Annotated in this window: 18 protein-coding genes; 11 read left to right on the top strand and 7 right to left on the bottom strand. The window is 70.2% G+C overall.

The features are described 5' to 3' along the window. Positions 1-160: 160 nt before the first annotated feature. Positions 161-2,578, bottom strand: coding sequence for a GH92 family glycosyl hydrolase (locus tag OG588_RS01720; protein WP_405945709.1), 2,418 nt, complete (start codon positions 2,576-2,578; stop codon positions 161-163). 362 nt (positions 2,579-2,940) lie between these two features. On the opposite strand from OG588_RS01720, the gene OG588_RS01725 reads away from it, so the two are divergent. Beyond that, positions 2,941-4,152, top strand: coding sequence for a beta-1,3-glucanase family protein (locus OG588_RS01725; protein WP_405945710.1), 1,212 nt, complete (start codon positions 2,941-2,943; stop codon positions 4,150-4,152). A gap of 91 nt (positions 4,153-4,243) precedes the next feature. Here OG588_RS01725 and OG588_RS01730 read toward each other — a convergent pair whose 3' ends face one another. After that, positions 4,244-5,779 (bottom strand): DUF4331 domain-containing protein, encoded by a 1,536-nt coding sequence (locus OG588_RS01730; RefSeq protein WP_405945711.1) that lies wholly within the window; start codon positions 5,777-5,779, stop codon positions 4,244-4,246. Positions 5,780-5,962: 183 nt separating this feature from the next. On the opposite strand from OG588_RS01730, the gene OG588_RS01735 reads away from it, so the two are divergent. Then, a complete protein-coding gene (locus OG588_RS01735) occupies positions 5,963-7,081 on the top strand; it encodes a PP2C family protein-serine/threonine phosphatase (RefSeq protein WP_366095249.1) in 1,119 nt (372 codons plus the stop codon). Between the two features lie 22 nt (positions 7,082-7,103). On the opposite strand, the gene OG588_RS01740 is transcribed toward OG588_RS01735, so the two are convergent. The 4 genes from OG588_RS01740 to OG588_RS01755 all read right to left on the bottom strand — a co-directional run bounded on the left by OG588_RS01740 (position 7,104) and on the right by OG588_RS01755 (position 12,704). Continuing rightward, positions 7,104-9,353 (bottom strand): MMPL family transporter, encoded by a 2,250-nt coding sequence (locus OG588_RS01740; protein ID WP_405945712.1) that lies wholly within the window; start codon positions 9,351-9,353, stop codon positions 7,104-7,106. 127 nt (positions 9,354-9,480) lie between these two features. Beyond that, positions 9,481-9,921 carry an Lrp/AsnC family transcriptional regulator gene (locus OG588_RS01745; protein WP_019056942.1) on the bottom strand — a complete coding sequence of 147 codons (441 nt, stop codon included), beginning with the start codon at positions 9,919-9,921 and terminating at the stop codon, positions 9,481-9,483. 23 nt (positions 9,922-9,944) lie between these two features. Next, the gene (locus tag OG588_RS01750) at positions 9,945-11,294 is read right to left on the bottom strand and encodes a transaminase (RefSeq protein ID WP_405945713.1); all 1,350 of its coding nucleotides are present in this window, start codon (positions 11,292-11,294) and stop codon (positions 9,945-9,947) included. A gap of 327 nt (positions 11,295-11,621) precedes the next feature. Next, positions 11,622-12,704: an alpha-hydroxy acid oxidase gene (locus OG588_RS01755; protein ID WP_405945714.1), complete on the bottom strand. Its 1,083-nt coding sequence runs from the start codon at positions 12,702-12,704 to the stop codon at positions 11,622-11,624. Positions 12,705-12,949: 245 nt separating this feature from the next. On the opposite strand from OG588_RS01755, the gene OG588_RS01760 reads away from it, so the two are divergent. The 9 genes from OG588_RS01760 to OG588_RS01800 all read left to right on the top strand — a co-directional run bounded on the left by OG588_RS01760 (position 12,950) and on the right by OG588_RS01800 (position 21,289). Further along, complete coding sequence (locus OG588_RS01760; RefSeq protein WP_405945715.1) at positions 12,950-14,392, top strand: sensor histidine kinase; 1,443 nt, start codon at positions 12,950-12,952, stop codon at positions 14,390-14,392. Then, positions 14,389-14,811, top strand: coding sequence for a roadblock/LC7 domain-containing protein (locus tag OG588_RS01765; protein WP_398844563.1), 423 nt, complete (start codon positions 14,389-14,391; stop codon positions 14,809-14,811). Before OG588_RS01760 ends, OG588_RS01765 begins: the two co-directional genes overlap by 4 nt. Further along, complete coding sequence (locus tag OG588_RS01770) at positions 14,808-15,170, top strand: DUF742 domain-containing protein (RefSeq protein ID WP_405945716.1); 363 nt, start codon at positions 14,808-14,810, stop codon at positions 15,168-15,170. Before OG588_RS01765 ends, OG588_RS01770 begins: the two co-directional genes overlap by 4 nt. After that, positions 15,142-15,765 carry an ATP/GTP-binding protein gene (locus OG588_RS01775; protein ID WP_366095241.1) on the top strand — a complete coding sequence of 208 codons (624 nt, stop codon included), beginning with the start codon at positions 15,142-15,144 and terminating at the stop codon, positions 15,763-15,765. The genes OG588_RS01770 and OG588_RS01775 overlap by 29 nt, the downstream gene beginning before the upstream one ends. Continuing rightward, on the top strand, positions 15,762-16,988 hold the full coding sequence (locus tag OG588_RS01780; RefSeq protein ID WP_405945717.1) for a cytochrome P450: 1,227 nt from the start codon (positions 15,762-15,764) through the stop codon (positions 16,986-16,988). The genes OG588_RS01775 and OG588_RS01780 overlap by 4 nt, the downstream gene beginning before the upstream one ends. After that, positions 16,985-18,220: a cytochrome P450 gene (locus tag OG588_RS01785; protein WP_405945718.1), complete on the top strand. Its 1,236-nt coding sequence runs from the start codon at positions 16,985-16,987 to the stop codon at positions 18,218-18,220. Before OG588_RS01780 ends, OG588_RS01785 begins: the two co-directional genes overlap by 4 nt. 210 nt (positions 18,221-18,430) lie before the next feature. Further along, entirely contained in the window at positions 18,431-19,051 is a 621-nt protein-coding gene (locus OG588_RS01790) for an L-threonylcarbamoyladenylate synthase (RefSeq protein WP_405945719.1), read from the top strand. A 123-nt stretch (positions 19,052-19,174) separates the two neighbouring features. After that, on the top strand, positions 19,175-19,936 hold the full coding sequence (locus OG588_RS01795; protein ID WP_405945720.1) for a dienelactone hydrolase family protein: 762 nt from the start codon (positions 19,175-19,177) through the stop codon (positions 19,934-19,936). A 165-nt stretch (positions 19,937-20,101) separates the two neighbouring features. Next, on the top strand, positions 20,102-21,289 hold the full coding sequence (locus tag OG588_RS01800; RefSeq protein ID WP_405945721.1) for a glycoside hydrolase family 64 protein: 1,188 nt from the start codon (positions 20,102-20,104) through the stop codon (positions 21,287-21,289). A gap of 66 nt (positions 21,290-21,355) precedes the next feature. Here the strand turns inward: OG588_RS01800 and OG588_RS01805 are convergent, their stop codons facing one another. Beyond that, positions 21,356-23,731 (bottom strand): M4 family metallopeptidase, encoded by a 2,376-nt coding sequence (locus OG588_RS01805; RefSeq protein ID WP_405953036.1) that lies wholly within the window; start codon positions 23,729-23,731, stop codon positions 21,356-21,358. Positions 23,732-23,759 lie beyond the last annotated feature (28 nt).

Consider the following 23,759-nt stretch of genomic DNA (forward strand, 5'->3'; position numbering starts at 1 on the left):
GAACCTCATGGCACTCGCCTCCTTCCGCTGGTCTCAGGGCGTGCACGCACACGCTAGGGGATCGATCTCCCGCCCGTCCAACGTATTTTCGGGCCGGCCCGGCGGAGCGCCACTCCGCCGGACCGGTGCGCATCATCCGATGTACATCACCCGATGCGCGTCACTTCGGAAGTTGTCCCGGGTCGGTCCCCCAGCTCGTGTTCGGTTCGGTGGCGAGCCGGAAGTCCAGCCTGCCGCCCTTGAGCGTCAGGCCGGCGCCGGTCCACGCGCGCGTGAGGTCACGGCCGTCGAGGCGTACGGCGTCGACGTACTGGTGGGTGTCGTCGGCGTCGGGGGCGGTGATGACGAGGTCCGTGCGGCCGGGCCGGTCCACGACCGCCTTCGGGAAGAGCGGGGCGCCGAGCAGCAGGTCGGCGCTGCCCGGGGTGCGCGGATAGATGCCTAGGGCGGAGAGGACGTACCAGGCGGACATGGTGCCGAGGTCGTCGTTGCCGGGCAGGCCCTTGGGGCCGGTGCCGTAGGCGGTGTCGAGGATCTGGCGGACGGTCGCCTGCGTCTTCCAGGGCTGGCCGAGGGAGTCGTAGAGCCAGGGGGCGTGGATGTCGGGCTCGTTGGTCGGGTCGTAGCGCAATGCGTCGCCGCCCCGGACCGACCACGCGCCGTCGGCAGTGTGGAAGAAGCCGTCGAGCCGGGTGGCGGCCGCCTCGCGTCCGCCCATCGCCTCGGCCAGCCCCTGGACGTCCTGCGGGACCATCCAGACGTACGCGGCGGCCGAGCCCTGTGCGAAGCCGAGGTCGCTCGCCGGGTTGAACGGGGTCACCCAGGAGCCATCGAGCTTGCGGGCCTGGATGTAGCCGGTGGCGGGGTTGAAGACGTTGCTCCAGTAGGCGCCTCGTTCGGTGAAGCTCTTCGCCTCGGCGTCGCGGCCGAGCAGTTTCGCCCACTGGCCGAGGGCGGAGTCGGCGACGGCGTCCTCCAGGGTCTCGGCGGCGCCGCCCCAGCAGTGGCACGCGTCCTGGGCGGCGTAGTGGGAGGTCATGTACTGGGCGAGGTTGGGGCGTTGGCCCACGCACTGGCCGGGGCAGCCGGCGTCCGAGAGTTCGTCCGGGTTGGGGACGGTGGCCTGGTGGACGAGGGAGTCGAAGGCACCCTGGTAGTCGAAGTTGCGGACGCCCATGGCGTAGAAGGTGGCCAGGGTCGCGGCGGACGGGTCGCCCGTCATGACGTGGGTGGCGCCGCTGATGTGCACCCAGCGGTCCCAGATGCCGCCGTTCTGTTTCGCGAAGTTGTAGAGCGATTGAGCGAAGTCGCCCGCGACGGTGGGCTTGAGGAGGGCGAGTAGCTGTATCTGGGCGCGGTACTGGTCCCAGCCGGAGAAGTTGCTGTACTGCGCCCGCTGCCCGCGCGCGAGTCGGTGCACGGCCTGATCCATGCCCCAGTAGCGGCCGTCCTCGTCGCTGATCAGGTTGGGCTGCATGAGGGCGTGGTACAGCGCCGTGTAGAAGGTCTGGCGGCGTGCGGGGGTGCCGCCGTCGACGCGTACGGTGCTCAGTTCGCGGTCCCAGGCGCGGGCACCGGTCTTCGCCACGTCGGCCACGCGCGCGTGCGGGGCGATCTCCTGGCGCAGGTTCGACTCGGCTCCCCCGAGGCTGACGTACGAGATCCCGATCCGCATGCGGACATCGTTGTCAGAAGCGGTGTCGAAGCCGACCCAGCCGCCGGAACCGCGTCCCGCGCGGTCGGCGCCGGTGGCGTAACCCTCGCCTCCGGAGGCGGTCGTCGAGCCGGGTGACACGGTGCTGTCGTGCCAGGTGCCGACGGAGGAGAAGACACGGTCGAAGGAGGCGCTGAAATAGAGCTTGTAGTAGCTCTTGCGGTTGTTGACGCCACCGTTGGCGCGGCGCCCGCAGAAGGCTCCCGTGTACACCCAGCCGGTCACCTTCTGGTGGGCGGTGTCGATGTCGACGTGTGCGTCCTGGCTGCCGTTGAGGGAGTTGGAGACGCGGAAGAGCAGGCTCGCCGGGCGGTCGGCGGGGAAGGTGAAGTCGGCGACTCCGGCGCGCTTGCTGACGGCCAGGTCGGCGGTGGCGCCGGAGGCGAGGCCGAGGGTGTAGCGGCCGGGGGTGGCCTTCTCGTCGGCGTGCGAGAAGTTCGACGCGTACACGGCGTCCTTGGTGTCGGCCGAGGGTGACGAGGTGACGTCGCCGACGAACGGCATGATCGGTACGTCGCCCGCCGCGCCCGGGTTGCAGCCGGCGCCGTTGACATGGGTGAGGCTCAGGCCGCGGATGCGGGTGGCGCCGTACTCGTACCCGTTGGCGGCGCCCGTGCTGGTCTGGTCGCCGGTGGTGCTGGTCGGGGACCAGGCGATCATGCCGTACGGGAGGGTGGCGCCGGGGTAGGTGTTGCCGCCGTTGCTGGAGCCGATCAGCGGGTCGACGAGCGAGGACGGCCGGACGGACGGTACGGCCGCCGCGACGGCGGGGAGCGGGGCGGACGCGGCGAGTGCGGAGGTGACCGCCACGGCCGCGGCTCTGACACCGAACCGTCTTGCCGTGCCGAGGAGTTGGTGACGCATGCGTCAGGTCGCCTTTCGAGGAAGGGACGAGGAAGGGCCATGGAGTCGGAAAAAGACAGGGGGCGTCGTGAGGCTAGGAGGCCGCGCGATGGGAGGGAAGAGGAGCCCGGGTACGGGTGATGAAGCACGGGTGAACGCTTCGCCGGGCGCTTAAGTGATCCTTAAGTACGGGTTAAGTCACCCATCTCACCACGTCTGCGCAGGTCAGCGCGGTGACGACTTCCCGCAGAACCGTTGGCCCAGCCCGCGGTCCTGCGTAACATCGGGCCCCGGCGGCGGTGCCGACACACGCTGTGAGAGCGCTCTCAAAGTGTCGGCACCGTTCGCTTCGAACAGCCCGACTCGTCCGGAGGTCCCCCCACATGACTCCCCCGACCGCCCGCCATCAGCGCACACTCGGCCGCCGCAAGCTGCTCTTCGCCCTCGGTGGCGCGGCGGTGGCCGCGCCCGCCCTCGCGGCACTCGCACCGCACGCCCTCGCGGACACAAAGTCCATGGAGACCAGCGCACTTGAGGCCGGTGCGCTTCCGTTGACACTGGTCAACAACAGCGGTTCGTTCGACAACGCCAACGTGCACGTCTACATCGTCGGAAACGTGGACGGCAAGCAGGTGCGGGTCACTCCCGACGGGACGATCGCGCCGATCGCGCTCTCGGACAACGGCGCCGACGGTTTCACCGACTACGCGATCAGCCTCAACTCCGGGGCGGAGACGACGATTTCGCTCCCGTACCTGTCGGGCCGCATCTACGTCTCGCTCGGCGCGAAGCTCAAGTTCAAGGCCGTGGCGGACGGCAACGGCAACCCGGCCCTGCAGTACCCGGCCGGCTGGGTGACCTCCGACCCCAACTACCAAGTCCTGCACGACTGCGCCGAGTTCACCCACAACGCGTCCGGCATGTTCTGCAACACGACGATGGTCGACATGTTCAGCGTGCCGTTGAGCATCCGGCTGACCGGCGCGCAGGACCAGACGACGGGCACCCTGCGCGACGGCGGCCGGGCGTCGGTGTTCGACGCGGTACGGAAGGTCGAGGCGTTCGCCCCGCTGATCGTGAGCGACACGCGGGTGATCGCGCCGGGGCACGGGCTGGACGCGGGCCTGTTCGCCGCGGACTACTTCGCGCCGTACATCGACGAGATGTGGAGCACCTACACCGGCAAGGACCTCACCGTCACCACGAATGCGGGCGCCTTCACCGGGCGGGTGCGCGCCGGCCAGTTCGCCTTCACCGGCCCGGCCTCGGTCTCGTTCGCCAAGCCGTCGACGCGGGACGTGCTGTTCTGCGACGGCAACCTGGCCGCCCCGAACGACGGCACCACGGGCCCGGTCGCGGCCGTCCTCGGCGCGGGCTTCAACCGCTCGACGCTCCTGTCGAACCCCGCCCAGCCGACCACCGACGCGTCGAGTTTCTACGCCACCGACCTCACGAACCACTACGCGAAGGCGATCCACGCGGCCACCGCCGACGGCAAGGCCTACGGCTTCGCCTTCGACGACGTGGCGGACTTCGCGTCGTACGTCCAGGACATGGCGCCGACGGGGATACGGCTGACACTCACGCCGTTCTAGCGCCGCATCGGGCGGCCAGGCGCCGACCAGGAGCAGATGCCGGCGGGAGAGGGCGGGAGCGCCGCCCCCGCCCTCTCCCGTTCCGTACCGCTCAGTTCAGCCGCTGCATGCGCCGACGCCACCACAACAGACCTGCACCGATCAGCAGGATCCCCGCCGCGCCCGAGGCCGCCGACGCGGCGATCAGGCCGGTGTCGGGCGTGCCGTCGGCGGAGTCGGCCGGCCACAGGGCGTTGCCGACCTGGTCGCGGACGCTGTTGCCACCGGTCGTGCCCTTCGCGAGCGGGCCGCGTGAACCCGCGACGGGCTCGGCCAGGTAGGGGAAGGAGTCGCCGAACTTCTGGTCGTTGACGTCGACCGCGTCGCCCAAGTCGTTCTTGGAACCGACCAGTTCGCCCTCGACCACCTGAAGCGAGATGTCCACGACGTCATCGGTGAGCCGGCGCCCGTTGGGGAAGCCCGCGTTGTCACCGTCGAGCACACCGAGCCGTTTCGGGTCCGCGGCCGGCTTGATCGAGGTGTTCAGGCGCAGCATCTCCGCCGGTCGCACGTTCGGCGGCTGGTTGAGGCCCTTGACGCCCTTGAGGAAGACGTCGACGAGATCGTCACGCGGTTCCGCGGGCGCCTTGATCTTGTAGATGGCCTCCATGAGCTTCGGCAGCTCCGGATCGGTCACGTTCTTCAGGAACTGACCGTCGTTCCACGGCGAGTCCGCGTTGAACCTGTCCTTGTCCTTCAGCGGGTTGACGACCTCGTTGACCAGCGGGTTGCCCAGCCGCGAGACCTGCTCGTAGGAACCCTGGGCGTTCTTTCGCTGGGTGGTCGACCAGATACCGACGACCGGCTGGTCCTTCGACGCGGTGATCATGTCGGTGGGCAGTTGCAGGGCGACCGAGTTGACGTTGTAGCCCTTGAGGGTGTCGTTGCCGACTTCAGAGAGGTTCCCGCCGTACAGCAGGTCGAACACGCGCAGGTCCAGGAAGAACGGGTCGTCCGCCTGGCCGGCGAATGTCCGGGCGCCGTCGGAGAGCTTGCGGACGGCCTGCCCGCGCAGCGTGTCGTAGTCCGGCATCGACGCCTTGCCGACGTTCGACGGAGCCACCGGTACGTCGTCGGCGAGCTTCCTCTTCGACACCACGTTCTGGTTGTGCAGCTTGAACAGCTCGATGTCGTAGGTCTGCGTGACGTTCAGGTCCGGGTCGTCCAGGCTGGTGACCGAGCCCGTGTTGTACAGGAACGTCTTCTTGTTCTTCGTGTGCGTCTTGAAGGTGTAGCGCAGCAGCAGTTCGCCCTGCGCGTCACCGTTGTTGTCGATGTGGATGTCGTACTGGGCGTCGTCCGCGAACGTGTAGAAGTTCGGGCCGCCCGCCGGGTCCTCGAACGGGATCCAGTCCGCGATGATCGTCGTCGTCTCCGGGCTGTCCGGACTGACGAAGGCGTACACGTCCGTGTTGTCGTACCGGGGGTTTCCCGAGATCAGCGGGGCCTCCCGGTGACTGGAGGCGGAAGCCGCCCCCGGTTCCAGCGTGGCCACACCGGCGGCTGCGAGTCCCCCGGCGGCCAGTGCACCTGCTATGAGGGTCGCGAGGCTCCTGCGCCCCGCACCGCTCCTGAAGATAGGTGTCATACCGTCCGTCCTCCATGCCAACTTCCCTGACGCTCGAGGATTCGGAGCGGCCACCCCCGCGGATTGGTGAATATTGCGTGATCTGACCGATGTTTCGGTTGATCTGTCGATTGATCTCTCCTTGATACGGCGGCACCAGGCGCTCGGCGTGCGGGGCCGGTCCCGCCGTAGGAGCGTGGTGGGGTGGGAAAGGTGCGCGTGCCGTCGTTCCGCCGGGTCCGGGAGCCGGCCCGGCGGGGGTGGCTTCGGGGCGCGCCGGCGCCGTGGTGGGTGCGGGTGCTGCCGGGGGCGCTGGTGGTGGGGGTGTGCGTGGCGACGCTGGTCAGCCCGCACTCGCTCGACATCGGCTTTCTGCTGGGCGCCATTCCGCCGCTGGCGGGGCTGTCGTACGGGCCGCTCGCGACCGCGCTGCTGGGCGCGGCCACCGTCGCCCTGCTGACCGTGCCGGCGTTCCATCTCAACGATCCCGGTGAGACCGATCTGCTGACGATCCTGTTCGTCGCGGTGCTGAGCGTGTTCGTGTCCTTCGTCCGCAGTCGCCGTGATGCCCAGCTGGACCTGGAGCGCACGGTCGCCGAGGCGGCGCAGCGGGCCGTCGTGCCGCCGTTGCCGGAGCGGGTCGGGCCGGTGGGGTGCGCGGGGCTGTACCGGGCGGCGCAGCGCGGGACGCTGGTCGGCGGGGACTTCTTCGACGTACGGGACGGGCCGTACGGCGTGCGGGCGGTCATGGGCGATGTGCAGGGGCACGGGCTGTCGGCCGTCTCGACGGTGGCGTCGCTGCTGGGCGCGTTCCGGGAGGCGGTGCTCGATCTGCCGGACCTGGAGGCGGTCGCGGCGCGGCTGGACCGGCGGCTGGTGGTGGACTCGGCGCGGTCGGCGCACGCGGAGCTGTTCGCCACGGCACTGCTGCTGGAGTTCACGGCGGACGCGGGTGCGGTGCGGATCGTGGCCTGCGGGCATCCGTCGCCGGTGCTGCTGCGCGCGGGACGGGTCACGGAGATCGGCGTCGAGGCGTGGACGCCGCTCGGTCTCGGGCTGTCCGACGCCGGTCCGCCGAGCGGGGTGAGTGTCCAACTGCGGCCCGGGGACCGGCTGTTCCTCGCCTCCGACGGGGTGTGGGAGGCGCGGGACACGGGCGGCTCCTTCTATCCTCTCGTCGAGCGACTGACCCAACTCGCCGACCACGAGGCGCCCTTGATGACGGAGCTGGTGTGGGCCGACCTGCTGCGGCACTCACCGGAGATCCGGGACGATGTGACGATGCTCGTGCTGACGCCCGGGGCACGCCCGTTCAACAGCTGAGACGCCGTACGGGAGTTGAGGCTCACGCCTGCTGCTCGTGATCGCCCTCCGCGTCGATGTGCGGCAGGATCCGGTCCAGGAATCGGGGTGTCCACCACGCGTGCCGACCCAGCAGGGTCATGACGGCGGGCACCATCAGCAGGCGTACGACGGTCGCGTCGATCAGGACGCTGACGGCCAGGCCGAGCCCGAGCATCTTGACCACGATGTTGTCGCTGACGACGAAGGCCGCGAAGACGCTGACCATGATCAGCGCGGCGCAGGTGATGACGCGCGCGGTGATCTCCAGGGCATGGGCGACCGACGCTTCGGCGTCCCCGGTGCGCAGCCAGGCCTCGTGGACGCGGGAGAGCAGGAAGATCTCGTAGTCCATGCTCAGGCCGAAGATGATCGCGAACATCATCATCGGGACGTAGCTCTCGATGGGGACCTTGCCGGAGACGCCCAGCGCGGGGCCGCCCCAGCCCCACTGGAAGACGGCGACGACGACGCCGTAGGAGGCGGCGATGGAGAGCACGTTGAGGACGGCCGCCTTCAGGGCGACGAGGAGGCCGCGGAAGACGGCGAGGATGATCAGGAAGGCCAGGGCGACCACCACGCCGATGATCAGGGGCAGTCGGCTCGACACGATGTCGCGGAAGTCGACCTGGGCGGCCGTGGTACCGGTGACGTAGCCCTTGGCGGAGGTGCCCGAGACCGCGTCCGGGAGAGTGTTGTGGACGAGCCGGTTGGTGAGGTCGGTGGTGTCGGCGCTCTGCGGGGACTGCTTGGAGTAGACGGTGCCGACGAGGACGTCGCCGTCCTTGGTGGTCGTCAGCGGGGTGACCTTGGCGGCGCCCTGCACCCCGTCGAGGGTCTTCTGGGCCTGGCTGGAGAGGGTCGAGCGCTGGGAGGTCGGGACGCCCGTCTGGTCGATCACGATGGTGAGGGGGCCGTTGGAACCGGGGCCGAAGGCGTCGGTCATCAGGTCGAAGGCGCGGCGGTCCGTGAACGAGGTGGGGTCCGCGCCGTCGCCGATGTGGCCGAGCTGGAGCGAGAACACCGGGATCGCGAGGACGACCACGGCCGCGACGCCTGCCGCGAGGAACGTCCACGGCCGGTGTTCCACGCGCTGCGCGTACCGGTGCCAGGTGCCCGTGGGTTCGGCGCCCGGCGCGGCGTCGGTCTCGGCGACCGGGCGGCGTACCCGGTAGCGGTCGATCCGCTTGCCGAGGAGCCCGAGCAGGGCGGGTACGAGGGTGAGCGCGCCGATGACCGCCGACACGACCGTCACGGCGGCGGCGAGCCCGAGTTTGCCGATGAACGGCACGCCGGACACGAACAGTCCGGCGAGCGCGATGATCACGGTGCAGCCCGAGACGAGCACCGCCCGGCCGCTGGTCGCCGTTGCTTGCCCGGCGGCGCGCACGGGATCGGAGCCGTTCATGAGGTTCTGCCGGTGCCGGGTGATGAGGAACAGGGCGTAGTCGATGCCGACCCCGATACCGATCATCGTCGCGAGAGTCGGTGACACCGTCGCGAAGGTGAACGCCGCCGCCAGCAGCCCCAGGCACGCGAGTCCGCCGATCACACTGATCAGCGCGGTGACCAGAGGCATCGCGGCGGCGACCACACTGCCGAAGCCGATCAGCAGGACGACGATCGCCACGGCGAACCCGATGAGTTCGCTGATCCGGTCGTCGGCGGCGGGTCGGGCCAGTTCGCCGAGTGGTCCGCCGTACTCGACCTGGGCGCCGGCCGCGCGCAGCGGCTTCACGGAGGTGTCGACGCCGTGGAGGTAGCCGTCGCCGAGGGTGGACGGCTGTACGTCGAAGCGGATGGTGATGTACGCGGTCTTCGCGTCGGAGGAGAGGGGTCCGACGTTCGGGCTCGTGGATGTCGGTGGCTGCGTTCCGGGCTGTGGCAGCGGGTTCTGCACCGACAGGACGTGCGGGAGTTTCTGCAGGTCGCCGACGGTCTCGGACATCTGCGAGTTCAGGGAGGTGAGCTGCTTGTCCTTGTCGTGCAGGACGATCTGGCTGCTGTAGCCGCCGGCCGCCGGGTCGTGCTCCTTGAGTACCTGCAAACCGTGCTGGGACTGTACGCCGGACAGCGAGAAGTCGTCCGAATAGTCGCCCCCGAAGGACCTGTTGAGGACCTGGAGCGCGGCCAGCGCGACGAGCCAGGCGACGATGACGATCACGAAGTGCCGGGCACACCACTCCCCCAGCCGCCGCAACATCCCCTTGGCAGCCGTCCGGCCGTCCCCTGCGTTGGATTCCGTGGGCGCCATGGCCTCGGCCTTTTCCGCCGGGTGACATTTCCGACATCCCCATTAGACGCCTACGGGATCACTCCGGCATCTCGGGCTCCTTTCGCCCCGTTGGTCCCGTTGGCCCCGTTGGCTTCTTTGGCGCGGGTCAGCCCACGTCCCACAGGAACCGATGCGTGTGGATGCCGAAGTACGGGAACGACCGGACGCTCCGCACTCCTTCGATCGGCCGCACGACGTCGTTGACGAAGTCGAGCAGATCCCGTGGCCCCGGGGTGACCACCTCGGCGAACAGGTCGAAGCCGCCGGAGGTGAGCACGGAGTACACCACCTCGTCGCGCAGGGCGAGTTGGTCGGCTACGGCACGCGGGTCGCCGTCCACCTCGATGCCGAGCATCGCCATGGCCTGCCCGCCCATGGCCATCGGGTCCGTCACCCCGACGACCTGAACCGCCTTGGAATCCAACAGGCGTTGGAGCCGCTGGCGGGCGGCCGAGGCGGACAGTCCGACCTTCGGTCCGAGATCGGCGTACGCGATACGTCCGTCGGTCTGCAGCTCGCGCAGGATGGCCCGGTCGATGTCGTCCACGCGCTTGTCTCCAACTCCCTGTATCAGTGGGCCAGTTCGGCGAGCGCGTCGGCGAAGACCCGGGTGTGGGTGTCCACGTCCTGCTCGGTGGTGTCGGGGCACATGAGCGCCATGCTGTGGAACGGGGTGAGCAGGATGCCCCGGTTGGCGAGGTAGAGGTGGAGGAAGTCCTCCAGCTCCGGGTCGCCGGCCGCTTCGGACTCGGTGCCGGTGCGTGGTGCCGGGGAGGCGAAGCGGTATTCACTGCGGGCGCCGAGGCGGCTCACCGTCCAGGGCAGCTCGTGGGCGTCGATGCCCTGCTGCACGCCCGCCGCGAAGCGTTCGGAGAGCTTCGCCATGTGGGCGAACGCCTCGTCGGTCAGGACGTGTTCGAGCGTTGCGCGCATCGCGGCGACGGAGAGCGCGTTGCCCGCGAGGGTGCCGCCGACGCCGCCCATGTCGACCAGGTCGAGATCTGCGCGGCCGAGCAAACGATCGGCGAGTTCGGCGGAGAGGCCGTAGGCACCGGCCGGGATGCCGCCGCCGATCGCCTTGCCGATGGTGAGCAGGTCGGGTTCGAGATCCCAGGCGGCGGTGCAGCCACCCGGTCCCGCGGAGAACGTGTGGGTCTCGTCGTTGATGAGCAACGTGCCGTATTTCCTGGTCAGTTCGCGTACGGCGGCCAGGTAGCCGGGCTCGGGCAGCACGATGCCGATGTTGGTGAGCGCGGGTTCCATGAGGACGGCGGCGACGTCGGCGTGCGCCAACTCCCGTTCCAGCTGGGCGAGATCGTTGAACTCGGCGACGCGGCTGGTGAGCGTGACATCGCAGGGGGCGCCGACGTTGCCGGGGCGGGCGGTGCCGTGTCCGTCCGGTCCGACGACGATGAGCGACTCGTCGACGCTGCCGTGGTAGCTGTAGCTGTTCACCAGGATCTTGGGGCGGCCGGTGACGGCACGGGCGAGCCGGATCGCCCAGCGGTTGGCGTCGGTCGCGGTCAGCGCGAAGCTCCAGCGGGCGAGTCCGAAGCGGCGGGTGAGCTCGGCGCCGACCCACTCGGCGTCCTCCGTGGGCAGCATGGCCGTAGCGCCGCCTTGCTCGGCGAACCGGCGTTGCACCGCCTCCGCGACGACGGCTGGCGAGTGGCCGGCCATCGCGCCGGTGTCGCCGAGGCTGAAGTCGATGTACTCGTGGCCGTCGATGTCGGTGACGCGGGCGCCCCGGGCGGTGTCGAGGTAGCGGGGGAAGGCGCCGGCGGTCTTGTTCATCCAGGTCATCGGCACCCGCCCGAAGAGATGCTCGGCGCGTGCGTAGGCGGCCTTCGAGCGCGGGTTGAGCCGCTCGGCGTCGGCGCTCTCGCGGGCGAGGAGGTCCTTTAGGCGGGTGCGGTCCATGGGGTACCTCGGTGGCGTCGACGACGGAATGTCCGGACCATATGACTGAAAGGGGCGAGCAAGCAAGGTGTGGCTGCGGAATCAATTGCGGCGACGATCGATTCACGCTCGCGCCCTACCGGGCCATGAGTCTCGCCGGGCCGCGAATCTCGCCGGGCCGCGAATCTCGCCAGGCCGCCGAGGCGGTCCCTGGGCTCACCGGTGGCATCGGCGACGGCGCCCCGTCCATGGGCTCCGCCCGCCTCTCCTTCGAAGCGCCGGTCCACACGGAGACATGCACGCTGGACGCGGCTCCCCTCGCGCACCGGCGGCTGCGCACCGGGAGGATCAGCGGCCGTGCGGTGCTCCGACCGAACGGCTCACGTCGACCGGCAAGTGCAGCAAGTCCCGCCCGATCGCCGGGAGTTCCGCCACCCCCGTCAGCCGCATCGTCTCGACCAGTTCCGCCGTCAGGTCCCCGATCAGACGGGTCACACCCTCCGCGCCGGCCAGGGACAGGGCCCACAGGGTCGGACGGCCGACGAACACCGCTCGGGCTCCGAGGGCGAGCGCGGCGAAGATGTGGGTGCCCCGGCGCAGTCCGCCGTCCACGTACACCTCGGCGCCCGTCCCGGCGACGGCGTCGACCACCTCCGGCAACGCCCAGGCGGTCGGGATCAGCCCGTCGAGCTGGCGGCCGCCGTGGTTGGAGACGATCAGTCCGGCGGCGCCCGCGTCCACGAAGGCGCGGGCGTCGTCGCCGCGCAGGACGCCCTTGACGACGACCGGGAGCCCGGTCAGGTCGCGCAGCCAGGTGATGACGTCCGGGGTGAGGTCCGGCGCGTGCTCGGCGGCCTCCCGGTCGGGGATGCCGGTGACGTTGCCGTACAGGTCCTCCGGGTCCACGAAGTCGGCGACATGCGCGCCAAGTTTGCCGTGCGAGCCGATGACGGGGGTGTCGGCGGTCAGGACGACCGCCCGGGCGCCGGCCGCCACGGCTCGCCGGAGCGTCTCCTCGGTCAGGGAGCGGTCGCGGGCCACGTACACCTGCACCCACCACGGCGCGCCCGAGGGCTCCAGGGCCGAGAACGGGACCGCGGTGTTCGAGGTCACCGCGAGCAGCGAGCCCGCACCGGCGGCGCCGAGCGAGGTGGCCGCCTCGCCGTCGGGGTGGGCGCGGCGTTGCAAGGCGCTCGGGGCGATGAGGACCGGCGTGTCGACTGCCGTGCCCAGTACGGTCGTTGAGGTCTCGCACCGGGACACGTCCCGCAGGATGTGCGGGCGCAACCGGAATCCGTCCCAGGACGGGGCGGCCTCGGCGACGCTGAGCCCTTGCCCCGCTCCTCTGCGGAAGTAGGCGTAGATCTCCGGCGGAAGGAGCCCGGCGGCCTGTTCCTCGATGCCGTCCAGCCACCGCGCGACGCCCGTCACACCGCTCCCCCTTCGTGCACGATGCACCGACCCTAGCGGCTCAACTCTCTTTCCCCACACGCCATTTCAGACACTTGGCGCAGAAGTGAACAGAGGCCTGTCAGTTTCGAAGGGAAGTCCTGCTACACCGTGCGAGAGCGGTCGATGACGGTGTGTACTGTGCTCCGGGCGCCCCGCCTGAGGGACCGAACTCAGCCTCAAGGGCCCCGACTCGGCCCTGCCCGACTTCTCTTGGACTCGATTCGATGACCGAATTACCGGACCTGGCGGCCGGTGCGCTCGCCGCCGGCACGCTGTCCGCGCTGGCTCTCGGAGCCGGGCTGTGGCGGTCGCGCCGCCAACGCGTTCTGCAGCGTGAGGAGTTGGCCGCGCTACGGGCCCGACTGGACGGTGTTCAGGCGGCGTTGGCGGCCGAGATCGAGCATCTGGCGGGGCAGCGGATCCCGGCCGCCGCCCGGCACCTCACGCATCCACGGGTCACCGTCCCGGGGCCCGCGCAGCCGCAGTTCATCGGCTCCCCCCTCGGGATCGGCCTGGAGAGCGTGCTGAACTCGGTGCGTTCGGAACTCACCGCGCAGCGCACCCGCATCGACGCCGCCGCGCAGGCCGGGATGCGCGGGGCCACCCGGGAGATCCAGGCCGCGCTGTACCGCTTGCAGGACGCTCTGCGCTCGCTCCAACAGCGGTACGACGAGCCCGAGTTGACGCAGACGCTGTTCGCGCTGGACCACGAGAACGAGCAGTCGCTGCGCCGTGCGCAGGTCGCGGCCGTCGTGTGCGGGGCCTGGGTCGGGCTCGCCCGGGAGGAGTCGTACCTCGTCGAGGCGGTGACCGGCGGCCAGGCCCGGCTCGCCGGGTACCATCGGGTGCGGGTGCACAACCACCTCGAAACCGGCACCGCGCTCGTCTCGCACGCCGTCGAGCCGGTAGCGATCATCGTCGCCGAACTCCTCGACAACGCGCTGCGGCACTCCGCGCCGGACACCGAGGTCGTGGTCAACCTGGAGCATGTCCATCACGGCGCCTGCGTCACGGTCGACGACGCGGGGGTCGGCATGACCCAGGACGAACGCGACCGGGCCCGGCGGATGGTGGCCGGTTCCGACCCGATCCTGCTCACCGACCTGGGCGACCCGCCGCGCATGGGGTTCGCCGCGATCGGCCGCCTGACCCGCCAGTTCGACCTGAACGTCGATGTCTCCTCGCCCTCCCCGTACGGCGGCGTCCGCGCGGTCCTGCGTATCGACAGCCATCTCCTCAGCCGGATCGACCCCGAGCTGCAACCGCCCGCGGCCGGCGCCCCGCGCTCGACCCGCCGGGCCCCCGCACCCACCCGCACGCCCGCGCCCGCACCGGCCCACTCCTACGGTGCCGAGCACCCCGAACAAGTCGACGCGTCCGGGCATCAGGCCCTTCCTGACGTCGGCGGCCTGCCACGACGCCGTCGCCGCACCCCGGCCACCGCGCCGGTCGCAACGGCCACACAGGCCGCCCCGGAGAGACACCAGCCGGAGCGCAGCCCGGAGCAGGCGGCCGCCGCGCTCGGTGCCCTCCAGTCCGGCACCGCCGCCGCGCGCGCCGCGAACGACGACACCGGAACCGCCATGGCAGAGCGGGCTACGGCACCCGAAACAGCGACAGCGCACGAGACACAGCAGTCCGACTACGAAGGGGGAGCGGCTAAATGACCAGCCGCGATGGGGGCGACACTGCGTGGGTGCTCGATCCCATATTGGAGGTGCCGCATGTGGTCGCGGCGGTGCTGCTGACCCGGGACGGGCTGGTGCGCGGGTACACCGACGCGCTCTCCCAGGCCTCGGGCGAGCGGGTGGCCGCGATCACCAGCACGGTGCAGGGGGCGTGCCGTACGGCCGCGGCGGCGTTCGCCGACCGGGAAGGGGCCGAGATTCGGCAGGTGGTCATCGAGTCGGACCATGGCTATGTCCTCATCGTCCCTACGGATCACGGGACTTGTGTGGCGGCCTACGGCGACACCGAGGTGCGGCTGGATCTGCTGGCGCACCGGGTGCACTCGCAGGTGGCGCGGCTGGGCGAGAAGGCGATGGCCGCCGCCGCACGGGGAGTTGACGGCGGCGCGTCGGCATGACGGGCCGCCGCGGCGGCCGTCCTCTCGTTCCCGCGTATCTGTCGACCGGCGGTATGGCCCGGCCCAGCCGCCCGCATCTGGAACGGCTGACGGTGCTCAGCGGCAGCGGCGAACCCGCCCCGGCCGACCTGCCCGCGGCCCAACTCGCCCTGCTGGACGCCCTGTACGGCGGTTCGCTGACGGTGCTGGAGGCGGCGGCCCTGCTGGAGCTGCCCGTGTCCGCGGTGCGCGTCCTGGCCGCCGGTCTGCTCGACCGGAGCCTGGTGCTCGCCCGAGCCCCGATCCCACCCGCCGAACACTTCGACCCCGACCTGCTGAAGAGAGTCGCAGATGGCCTACGCGCCCTCAAGCACCACTAGCGGCAGCGCCACTGGCGACATCCATCTGCCGGACACCGCACGCGAGTTGGTCAAGATCCTGATCGCGGGTCCCTTCGGGGTGGGCAAGACGACGCTCATCGACTCCGTGTCGGAGATCCGGCCGCTGCACACCGAGGAGCGGCTCAGCGAGGCGTCCGTCGCGGTGGACGATCTCGACGGGGTGCGGGAGAAGTCGACGACGACCGTCGCCATCGACTTCGGGCGGATCAGCCTGCCGGGCGGGATCGTGCTGTACCTGTTCGGCACGCCCGGGCAGGAGCGGTTCCGCGCCCTGTGGGAGGACATCGCGTACGGCGCGCTCGGGGCGCTCGTCCTGGTCGACAGCCGCCGGATCGACGCCTCGTTCGACGTGCTCGCGCTGGTGGAGGAGAGCGGCCTGCCGTACGCCGTCGCCTTCAACACCTTCCCGGACGCGCCCCGGCACCACACCGAGCAACAGCTGCGCACCGCACTGGACTTGGCGCCCGGCACACCGCTGGTGACCTGTGACGCCCGCGACGCGGACTCGTCCCTCGACGCACTGCTCGCCCTGGTCCAGCATCTGATCGACCGCGACCCTCCGGAGCACCGGTGACCACCACTTCCCCCGTCGGCCCCACCCGACCCGTCCGCCTGTGGGAGGACGGCTTCGCGCTGGATCCCTACGGCTACTACGCCGCCCTGCGCGCCCAGGGTCCGGTCGGCTGGGCCGAACTCGCCCCGGGTGTACCGGCGTACGTCGTCACCGAGCGGCGGGCGGCACTGGAGCTGCTGCGCGACACCGGCACGTTCTCGCACGATCCCCGGCCGTGGGAGTCGACGGTCGCCGGGGACTCGCCGGTCCTGGGGATGATGCGCTGGCGGCCCAACTCCCTGTTCTCGGACGGCGCGGCGCACGTCCGCTACCGTGCCTCGCTGATCGACGCCTTCGAGCGGATCGAGCCGCACGACCTGCGGGCCCGGGTACACCGGGCGGTGCATGTACTGGTGAGCCGGATCGGGCCGCGCGGAGAGGCCGATCTGGTGGGCGAGTTCGCGCGGCCGTTGATGGCGCTGGTGTTCAACAGCCTGTTCGGGCTGCCCGACAGCCAGAGCGAGCGGCTGAACCGGGCGCTGGGCAAGATGATGGAGGGCGGCTCCCAAGCGACCGAGGGCGAGGCGGAGTTCGGCGGTTACGTCCTCGAACTCATCGCCGCCAAGGCCGAGTCACGCGGCGACGACCTGCCGAGCTGGCTCCTGGACCATCCGGCCGGGCTCACCCCGGAGGAGGTCACCTGGCAGGTGTTCCTCACCCTGGGCGCGGGCCACGAGCCGACCGCGAACCTGGTGTCCAACGCCCTGTCCCGCATCCTCGGCACCTCGGTCTACTACTCCACTTTGACCAGTGGCGCCCGCCCGGTCATGGACGCCGTGGTGGAGGTGCTGCACCACGAGACGCCGCTCGCCAACTACGGTATCCACTACGCCCGTTCACCGGTGACCTTCCACGGCTCGTGGATCAGGCCCGCGGTCCCGGTCGTCGTCTCGTACGGCGCGCTCGCGCACTTCGCGGAGCAGGAGGTCGTCAGCGGCCGGCACCCGAAGGACGCCTCGCACCTGTCGTGGTCGGCGGGACCGCACGCCTGCCCGGTCAAACAGCACACGCTGCTCATCGCGACGGAGGCGATCGAGCGGCTCACCCTGTGGCTGCCGGACCTCGAACCCGTCGTACCGCGCGCGGAGTTGACGTGGCGGCCCGGCCCGTTCCACCGTTCGCTCACGTCCCTGCCCGTCCGGTTCAGCCCCCGCTCCCCCGACCAGCCAGGAGACCCGTCGTGACCGTGTCCGACCGCATCGCCCTCGACCCGTTCGGCGCCGACATGGCCGCCGAGAGCGCCAAGCTGCGTGCCCTCGGCCCGATCGTGCCCGTCGAACTGCCCGGCGGCATCCCCGCCTGGGCCCCCACCGGCTACGACACGCTGAAGGAACTGATCCTCGACCCGCAGGTCAGCAGGGACCCCCGGTTGCACTGGAACCTGTGGTCCGAGATGGGCGAACACCCGTCCTGGGGCTGGGTGTTGGGCTGGATCGGCGTCATCAACATGCTCTCGACGTACGGCACCGACCACGCTCGCCTGCGCAAACTCGTCGCGCCGAGCTTCACGCACCGGCGCACCGAGGCGATGCGCACCCGGGTCGAAACGATCACGACCGAGCTGCTCGACGCCGTGGCGACCGACGACGCCGAGGTGATCGACATCAGGGCGGCGCTCGCCCACCCCCTGCCGATGCGGATCATCTGCGAACTGTTCGGTGTGCCCGACGAGTTGGTGGACGACACCGGGCGGCTGATCGCGGCCATCATGGACACCTCGGACCCGTCTCCCGAGCACGCGGCGTTCGTACAGCAGCAGATCGGCACGGTGCTGCCCGCGCTGATCGCCCACCGCAGCGAGCACCCCGGCGACGACCTCACCACCGAGCTGATCCGGGTGCGCGACGAGGACGGCGACCGGCTCAGCGACGAGGAACTGCTGTACACGCTGCTCCTGGTGATCGGCGCCGGGTTCGAGACGACGGTCAACCTCATCGGCAACGCGATCGTCGCCCTGCTCGAGCGACCCGAGCAGCTGGCGGACGTGCGCGCCGGGAAGATCGGCTGGGACGCGGTCGTCGAGGAGACCCTGCGCGTCCACCCGTCCATCGCCTCGCTGCCGCTGCGGTTCGCGGTCAGTGACCTCACCGTCGGGGACATCACCGTCCCGGCCGGGGACGCCATCCTCACCACGTACGCCGCGGCCGGGCTCGACCCCGCGCACTACGGCCCGGACGCGGACGTCTTCGACGCGGCCCGCGGAGCCGACGACCACCTGTCGTTCGGCATCGGCGTGCACCGCTGCATCGGGGCTCCGCTCGCCCGGGTGGAGGCGCTGACCGCGCTGCCCGCGTTCTTCGACCGCTTCCCGGACGCCCGGCTCGCCGTAGCAGCGGACGAGCTGCGCCAGGTGCCGTCGTTCATCGCCTTCGGCTGGCAGGAAGTGCCGGTACGGCTGCACGGGTCGGCAATGTAGGAGCTACGAACCGCGATCCAAGAGCGAGGAACCGCCCCGCCGCGGCCCCGGAGGTGGGCCGCGGGCGGAGCCGGTCCTGCCCGGGTTCGGGGGAGAGACCCGAGCGCTCTCGTCGGCTTCCCCTGATTCGCCGGGGTACACACCCGCCGGACCGACGGGCGGCGACGGGCCCGTGCGGCGACCCGCGCGGGCACGGCATAAGCTCGGCGGGTGGCCAAGTACTTCGACGTGCATCCGGACAACCCGCAGCCCCGCACCATCTCCCAGATCGCGGACAGTGTGCGCTCGGGTGCGCTGATCGCGTACCCGACCGACTCCTGCTACGCGCTGGGCTGCCAGCTGGGCAACCGTGACGGCCTGGAGCGGATCAAGACGATCCGGCAGCTGAACGACCGGCACCACTTCACGCTGGTGTGCCAGAACTTCGCCCAGCTGGGTCAGTTCGTGCACATCGACAACGACGTGTTCCGCGCCATCAAGGCCTCCACGCCCGGCAGTTACACGTTCATCCTCCCGGCGACGAAGGAGGTGCCGCGCCAGTTGCTGCACGCGAAGAAGAAGACCGTCGGCGTGCGCATCCCCGACCACGTCGTCACCCAGGCCCTGCTGGCCGAGCTGGGCGAGCCGCTGCTGTCCAGCACCCTGCTCCTGCCCGACGAGGAGGAGCCGATGACCCAGGGCTGGGAGATCAAGGACCTGCTCGACCACGTGCTGGACGGGGTGGTCGACTCCGGGGACTGCGGCACGGAACCGACGACCGTCATCGACTTCTCGAACGGCGAGGCCGAGATCGTCCGCAAGGGCGCGGGGGACGTCTCCCGCTTCGAGTGACCCCGGTTCGGCTTCGACTGACCCCGGCGGAGGGGCCGTGGGCGGGCGTGCCACGATGATCGGAACACGCCGCGCCGGGCCGGCAGGTGGCCCGGCGCCGATCCGCTGGGAGGCACCCCCGCCATGACCGCCGTACAGGGCACAGCCGTGGACATCCCGACCGAGGACGGCATCGCCGACGCCTATTGGGTGCATCCCGGCGACGAGCTTCCCCGTCCGGCCGTGCTGCTCTATCAGGACGCCTTCGGGCTCCGTCCCCACCTGAAGTCGATGGCCGACCGGCTGGCCGAGGCCGGTTACGCGGTGCTCGTGCCGAACGTGTTCTACCGGCAGGGGCGCGCGCCGGTGGTCGAGCTGCCCGAGTTCATCGACCACGACGGGCGTCCGGAGATCTTCGAGAAGGTCGGCCCGCTGATCATGGGGCTGGCCCGGCATCCGGAACTGATCGAGCGGGACGCCGGGGCCTATCTGCGCTGGCTGGCCGAGTCGCCGTCGGTCGTCGACGGGCCGATCGCGATCACCGGGTACTGCATGGGTGCCCGCCTCGCGCTGTACACCGCCGGCGCCTACCCGGACCGGGTGGCGGCCGCGGCCGGCTTCCACGGTGGGCGGCTGGCCACCGACGACCCGGACAGCCCGCACCTGGCCGCCGAACACATCACCGCCGAGCTGTACTTCGGCCACGCCGACCAGGACCCCTCGCTGCCCGAGGACCAGATCAAGCGGTTCGAGGACGCGCTCACCGCGGCCGGTGTCCGGCACCGCTGCGAGGTCTACCCGGGTGCGCAGCACGGCTACACGCAGGCCGACACCTCGTCGTACGACGCGAAGGCCGACGAGCGTCACTGGGTCGCGCTGCTCGACCTGCTGGACCGTACGTTCTGATCGACACACCGTTTTCACTGATTCAATGCGGGTGCCCACGGCGCGAGTTGCCGTGGGCACCTTTCGTTCAACTCATTGACATGCCCGCGCCTCGGCGCGACTCTGAGAGCGCTCTCACATAGGTACGGACCAATTTTTCGTACACCCCCCACACGGAGGTGAGTAGTGCTCGTCAGACTCCTGCGTCGACTGGGCGCCGCGACCGCGGTGGCCACGATGCTCGCGCTCGCCACACCGCTGACGGCTGATGCCGCGGTGCCCGCCACGATCCCGCTGAAGATCACCAACAGCTCGGGCCGCGGCGACGCGGTCTACATCTACAACCTGGGCACCAACCTGGCCACGGGCCAACAGGGTTGGGCCGACGCCAACGGCACGTTCCACGCCTGGCCCGCCGGTGGCAACCCGCCGACCCCGGCGCCGGACGCGTCGATCGCGGGCCCGGCGGCCGGGCAGTCCAGCACCATCCGGATCCCCAAGTTCTCGGGCCGCATCTACTTCTCGTACGGCCAGAAGCTGGTGTTCAAGCTGACCACCGGCGGTCTGGTGCAGCCGGCCGTGCAGAACCCGACGGACCCGAACCGCAACATCCTCTTCAACTGGTCCGAGTACACGCTGAACGACTCCGGACTGTGGATCAACAGCACCCAGGTGGACATGTTCTCCGCGCCGTACGCGGTCGGGGTACAGCGTGCCGACGGGAGCACGGCCTCCACCGGGCATCTCAAGTCGGGTGGCTACACCGGGTTCTTCAACGCGCTGCGCGGGCAGCCGGGCGGCTGGGCCAACCTGATCCAGACCCGGTCCGACGGCACGGTTCTGCGAGCGCTCTCACCGACGTACGGGATCGAGACGGGCGCCCTGCCGAGCACCGTGATGGACGACTACATCAACCGTGTCTGGTCGAAGTACGCGTCGTCGACGCTGACCGTGACACCGTTCGCCAACCAGCCGAACACCAAGTACTACGGCCGGGTGTCGGGCAACGTCATGAACTTCACCAACAGCTCCGGGGCGGTCGTCACGACCTTCCAGAAGCCGGACGCGGCCAGCATCTTCGGCTGCTACAAGTACCTCGACGCCCCCAACGACCTGGTGCGCGGCCCGATTTCACGCACGCTGTGCGCGGGCTTCAACCGGTCCACGCTGCTGGTCAACCCCAACCAGCCGGACACCTCGACGGCCAACTTCTACCAGGACGTGGTGACCAACCACTACGCCCGCAAGATCCACGCGCAGATGGCCGACGGCAAGGCGTACGCGTTCGCGTTCGACGACGTCGGCGCCCAGGAGTCCCTGGTGAACGACGGGAACCCGCAGCAGGCCTATCTGACGCTGGACCCGCTGAGCTGAGGACACCGGAACACCCCGCACGCCTGGGGGCGCGTGCGGGGTGCCGGATGGAACAGGGGAAGCGGATCAGCCGGTCGTCACGGCGGTGTCGTCGATGACGAAGCTGGTCTGGAGCGAGGAGTCCTCGACGCCGCTGAACTTCAGGGCGACCGTGGTCCCCGCGAAGGCCGACAGGCTGAAGGACTTCGCGACGTACCCGGTGGCCGCGTTGAGGTTGGAGTAGGTGGCCAGGGTGGTCGATCCGGCGGTGACCGTCAGCTTGTCGTAAGCCGTGCTGGTGGTGGTCTCAGCCGTGTCGATGTGGACGTAGAAGGTGAACGTCGTCTTTGTGCAGCCGCTCGGGATCGTCACCGACTGGGACAGCGTGTCGGTGTGGGTCGAGCCGTAGCCGTCGAGCCATGCCTTGTACGAACCGGTACGGGCCGCCTCGTCGGTGTCGTTGGTGATGACCCCGCTGGTCGCGGTCCAGGTGGTGGCTCCCGACTCGAAGCCCGCGTTGCCCAGCAGCTGCGTCGAGGTGCAGGTTCCTCCGCCCCCGCTGGAACTCACGGTCCACGTGAAGGACGCGGTGCCGGTCGCCCCCGTGCTGTCGGTGACGGTCACGGTGGTGCTGTACGTGCCCGCGGTCGTCGGGGTGCCGGTGATGGCGCCCGTGGAGCTGCTGATCGACAGGCCGGTCGGCAGTCCGGTCGCGGCGTACGTCAGGGTGCCGCTGTTGGTGCTGCTGGCCGTGATCGCCAGGCTCACCGCGGTGCCGACGGTGGAGGACTGGCTGCCCGGGTTGGTGACGGTGACGCCCGTGGTCGGCACGGTGATGTGGCTGCCGACGTTGATGCCGGCGAAGGCGTTGCCGACTCCCGCGTACTGGGCGGACGTTGTGCCGTACAGCGCTCCGGCGGCGCTGAGCGCGGCGGTGCGGGCTCCGGCGTAGTTGGTGGTCGACGTCATGTACGTCGTCAGCGCCTTGTACCAGATCTGCAGGGCCGCGGCCCGGCCGATACCGGCGACGGCGACACCGTCGGAGGTGGTGCTGGTGTAGGTGGTGCCGTTGATGACCTTGGTGCCGCTGCCCTCGGAGAGCAGGTAGAACATGTGGTTCGCCGGGCCCGAGGAGTAGTGGACGTCGAGGTTGCCGACGCCGGAGTACCAACTGTCCGCGGAGCCGCCGTCCTTGCTCGGCTTGTCCATGTAACGCAGCGGCGTGCCGTCGCCGTTGATGTCGATCTTCTCGCCGATGAGGTAGTCACCCACGTCGGACGAGTTGTTGGCGTAGAACTCGACGCCCGTCCCGAAGATGTCCGAGGTCGCCTCGTTCAACCCGCCTGATTCACCGGTGTAGTTGAGCCCGGCGGTGTTGGAGGTGACGCCGTGGCTCATCTCGTGGCCGGCCACGTCCAGCGAGGTCAGCGCGTGGGTGCTGCTGGTGCCGTCGCCGTACGTCATGCAGAAGCAGCTGTCGTCCCAGAAGGCGTTGACGTACGCCGTGCTGTAGTGGACGCGCGAGTAGGCGGCGACGCCGTCGTTCTTGATGCCGCTGCGACCGAAGGTGTTCTTGTAGAAGTCCCAGGTCGTCTGGGCGCCGTAGGCCGCGTCCGCGCCGGCGGTCTGGGTGTTGGAGCCCGCGCCGGTGCCCCACACGTCGTCCGCGTCCGTCATCAGAGTGCCGGTGCCGGACGTGGCGTTGTTGAGGCTGTACGTCTTGTGACCGCCGCGCGTGGTGTCGTACAGCTGGTACGTCGAACCCGACAGTGTGGTGCTCAGTGACACCGTGCCGCTGTACTGGGTGTTGCCGGTGCCGGTCTGGATGCCCTCGAAGCGGGAGAGTTCCTTGCCGGTGGTGGCGTCGGTGATGACGTGCAGCTGGCTCGGGGTGCCGTCGTCCTGGAACCCGCCGACGACCGTCTCCCAGGCGAGCTTCGGGGTGCCGGTGCCGGCCCAGATGACCTTGCGGGCGCTGTCGGTGCTCGGCGCCTTGGCGTCGAGGGCCTTCGCGGTCGTCAGGGCCTTGGTCTCGGCGGCCGACTTGGCCACGGACGCGGTGGTCGAGGGGACCGTGAGGGTGTGCTTGTTGTTGAAGGTGGCGCTCACGGTGCCGGTCGCCTCGGCGGCGGGCGGTGTGTGCACCACGAGGTCGCCGCCGAGCACGGGGAGACCGGCGTAGGTGCGCTCGTAGCGGGTGTGGACGGTGCCGTCGTTGTCCTTGACGACGTCCTTGACGACCAGCTTCTCCTTGGCGCCGAGGCCGAGGGTGTGGGCGGTCGTCGTGCTGTTCGCGGTGGCGCTCTTCACCAGGGCGGTGCGCTGGGCCGGGGTGAGCTTCGCCTCCAGGCTGCCGGTGAGCAGCGGACTCGGGTGGGGGGAGGCGGGCTTCGCGGTCGCGGGCACCGTCTGGATGCCGACGGCCAGGAAGGCGGCGGTGGAGACCAGGGCTCCTATCGCCATCCGCTTGCGGGGGATGCGTCTCACTCTT

Origin of the sequence: Streptomyces prunicolor, assembly GCF_045162825.1 — a bacterium.
Taxonomy (GTDB): Bacteria; Actinomycetota; Actinomycetes; order Streptomycetales; family Streptomycetaceae; genus Streptomyces; species Streptomyces prunicolor.

What these genes read in the sequence shown, in the direction of transcription:
- OG588_RS01725 (WP_405945710.1), top strand. Translation starts at nt 2,941, where the DNA reads ATGACTCCCCCGACCGCCCGCCATCAGCGCACACTCGGCCGCCGCAAG.
- OG588_RS01775 (WP_366095241.1), top strand. Translation starts at nt 15,142, where the DNA reads ATGGCCTACGCGCCCTCAAGCACCACTAGCGGCAGCGCCACTGGCGAC.
- OG588_RS01720 (WP_405945709.1), bottom strand. Translation starts at nt 2,578, where the DNA reads ATGCGTCACCAACTCCTCGGCACGGCAAGACGGTTCGGTGTCAGAGCC.
- OG588_RS01765 (WP_398844563.1), top strand. Translation starts at nt 14,389, where the DNA reads ATGACCAGCCGCGATGGGGGCGACACTGCGTGGGTGCTCGATCCCATA.
- OG588_RS01805 (WP_405953036.1), bottom strand. Translation starts at nt 23,731, where the DNA reads ATGGCGATAGGAGCCCTGGTCTCCACCGCCGCCTTCCTGGCCGTCGGC.
- OG588_RS01740 (WP_405945712.1), bottom strand. Translation starts at nt 9,353, where the DNA reads ATGGCGCCCACGGAATCCAACGCAGGGGACGGCCGGACGGCTGCCAAG.
- OG588_RS01760 (WP_405945715.1), top strand. Translation starts at nt 12,950, where the DNA reads ATGACCGAATTACCGGACCTGGCGGCCGGTGCGCTCGCCGCCGGCACG.
- OG588_RS01770 (WP_405945716.1), top strand. Translation starts at nt 14,808, where the DNA reads ATGACGGGCCGCCGCGGCGGCCGTCCTCTCGTTCCCGCGTATCTGTCG.
- OG588_RS01795 (WP_405945720.1), top strand. Translation starts at nt 19,175, where the DNA reads ATGACCGCCGTACAGGGCACAGCCGTGGACATCCCGACCGAGGACGGC.
- OG588_RS01730 (WP_405945711.1), bottom strand. Translation starts at nt 5,779, where the DNA reads ATGACACCTATCTTCAGGAGCGGTGCGGGGCGCAGGAGCCTCGCGACC.
- OG588_RS01750 (WP_405945713.1), bottom strand. Translation starts at nt 11,294, where the DNA reads ATGGACCGCACCCGCCTAAAGGACCTCCTCGCCCGCGAGAGCGCCGAC.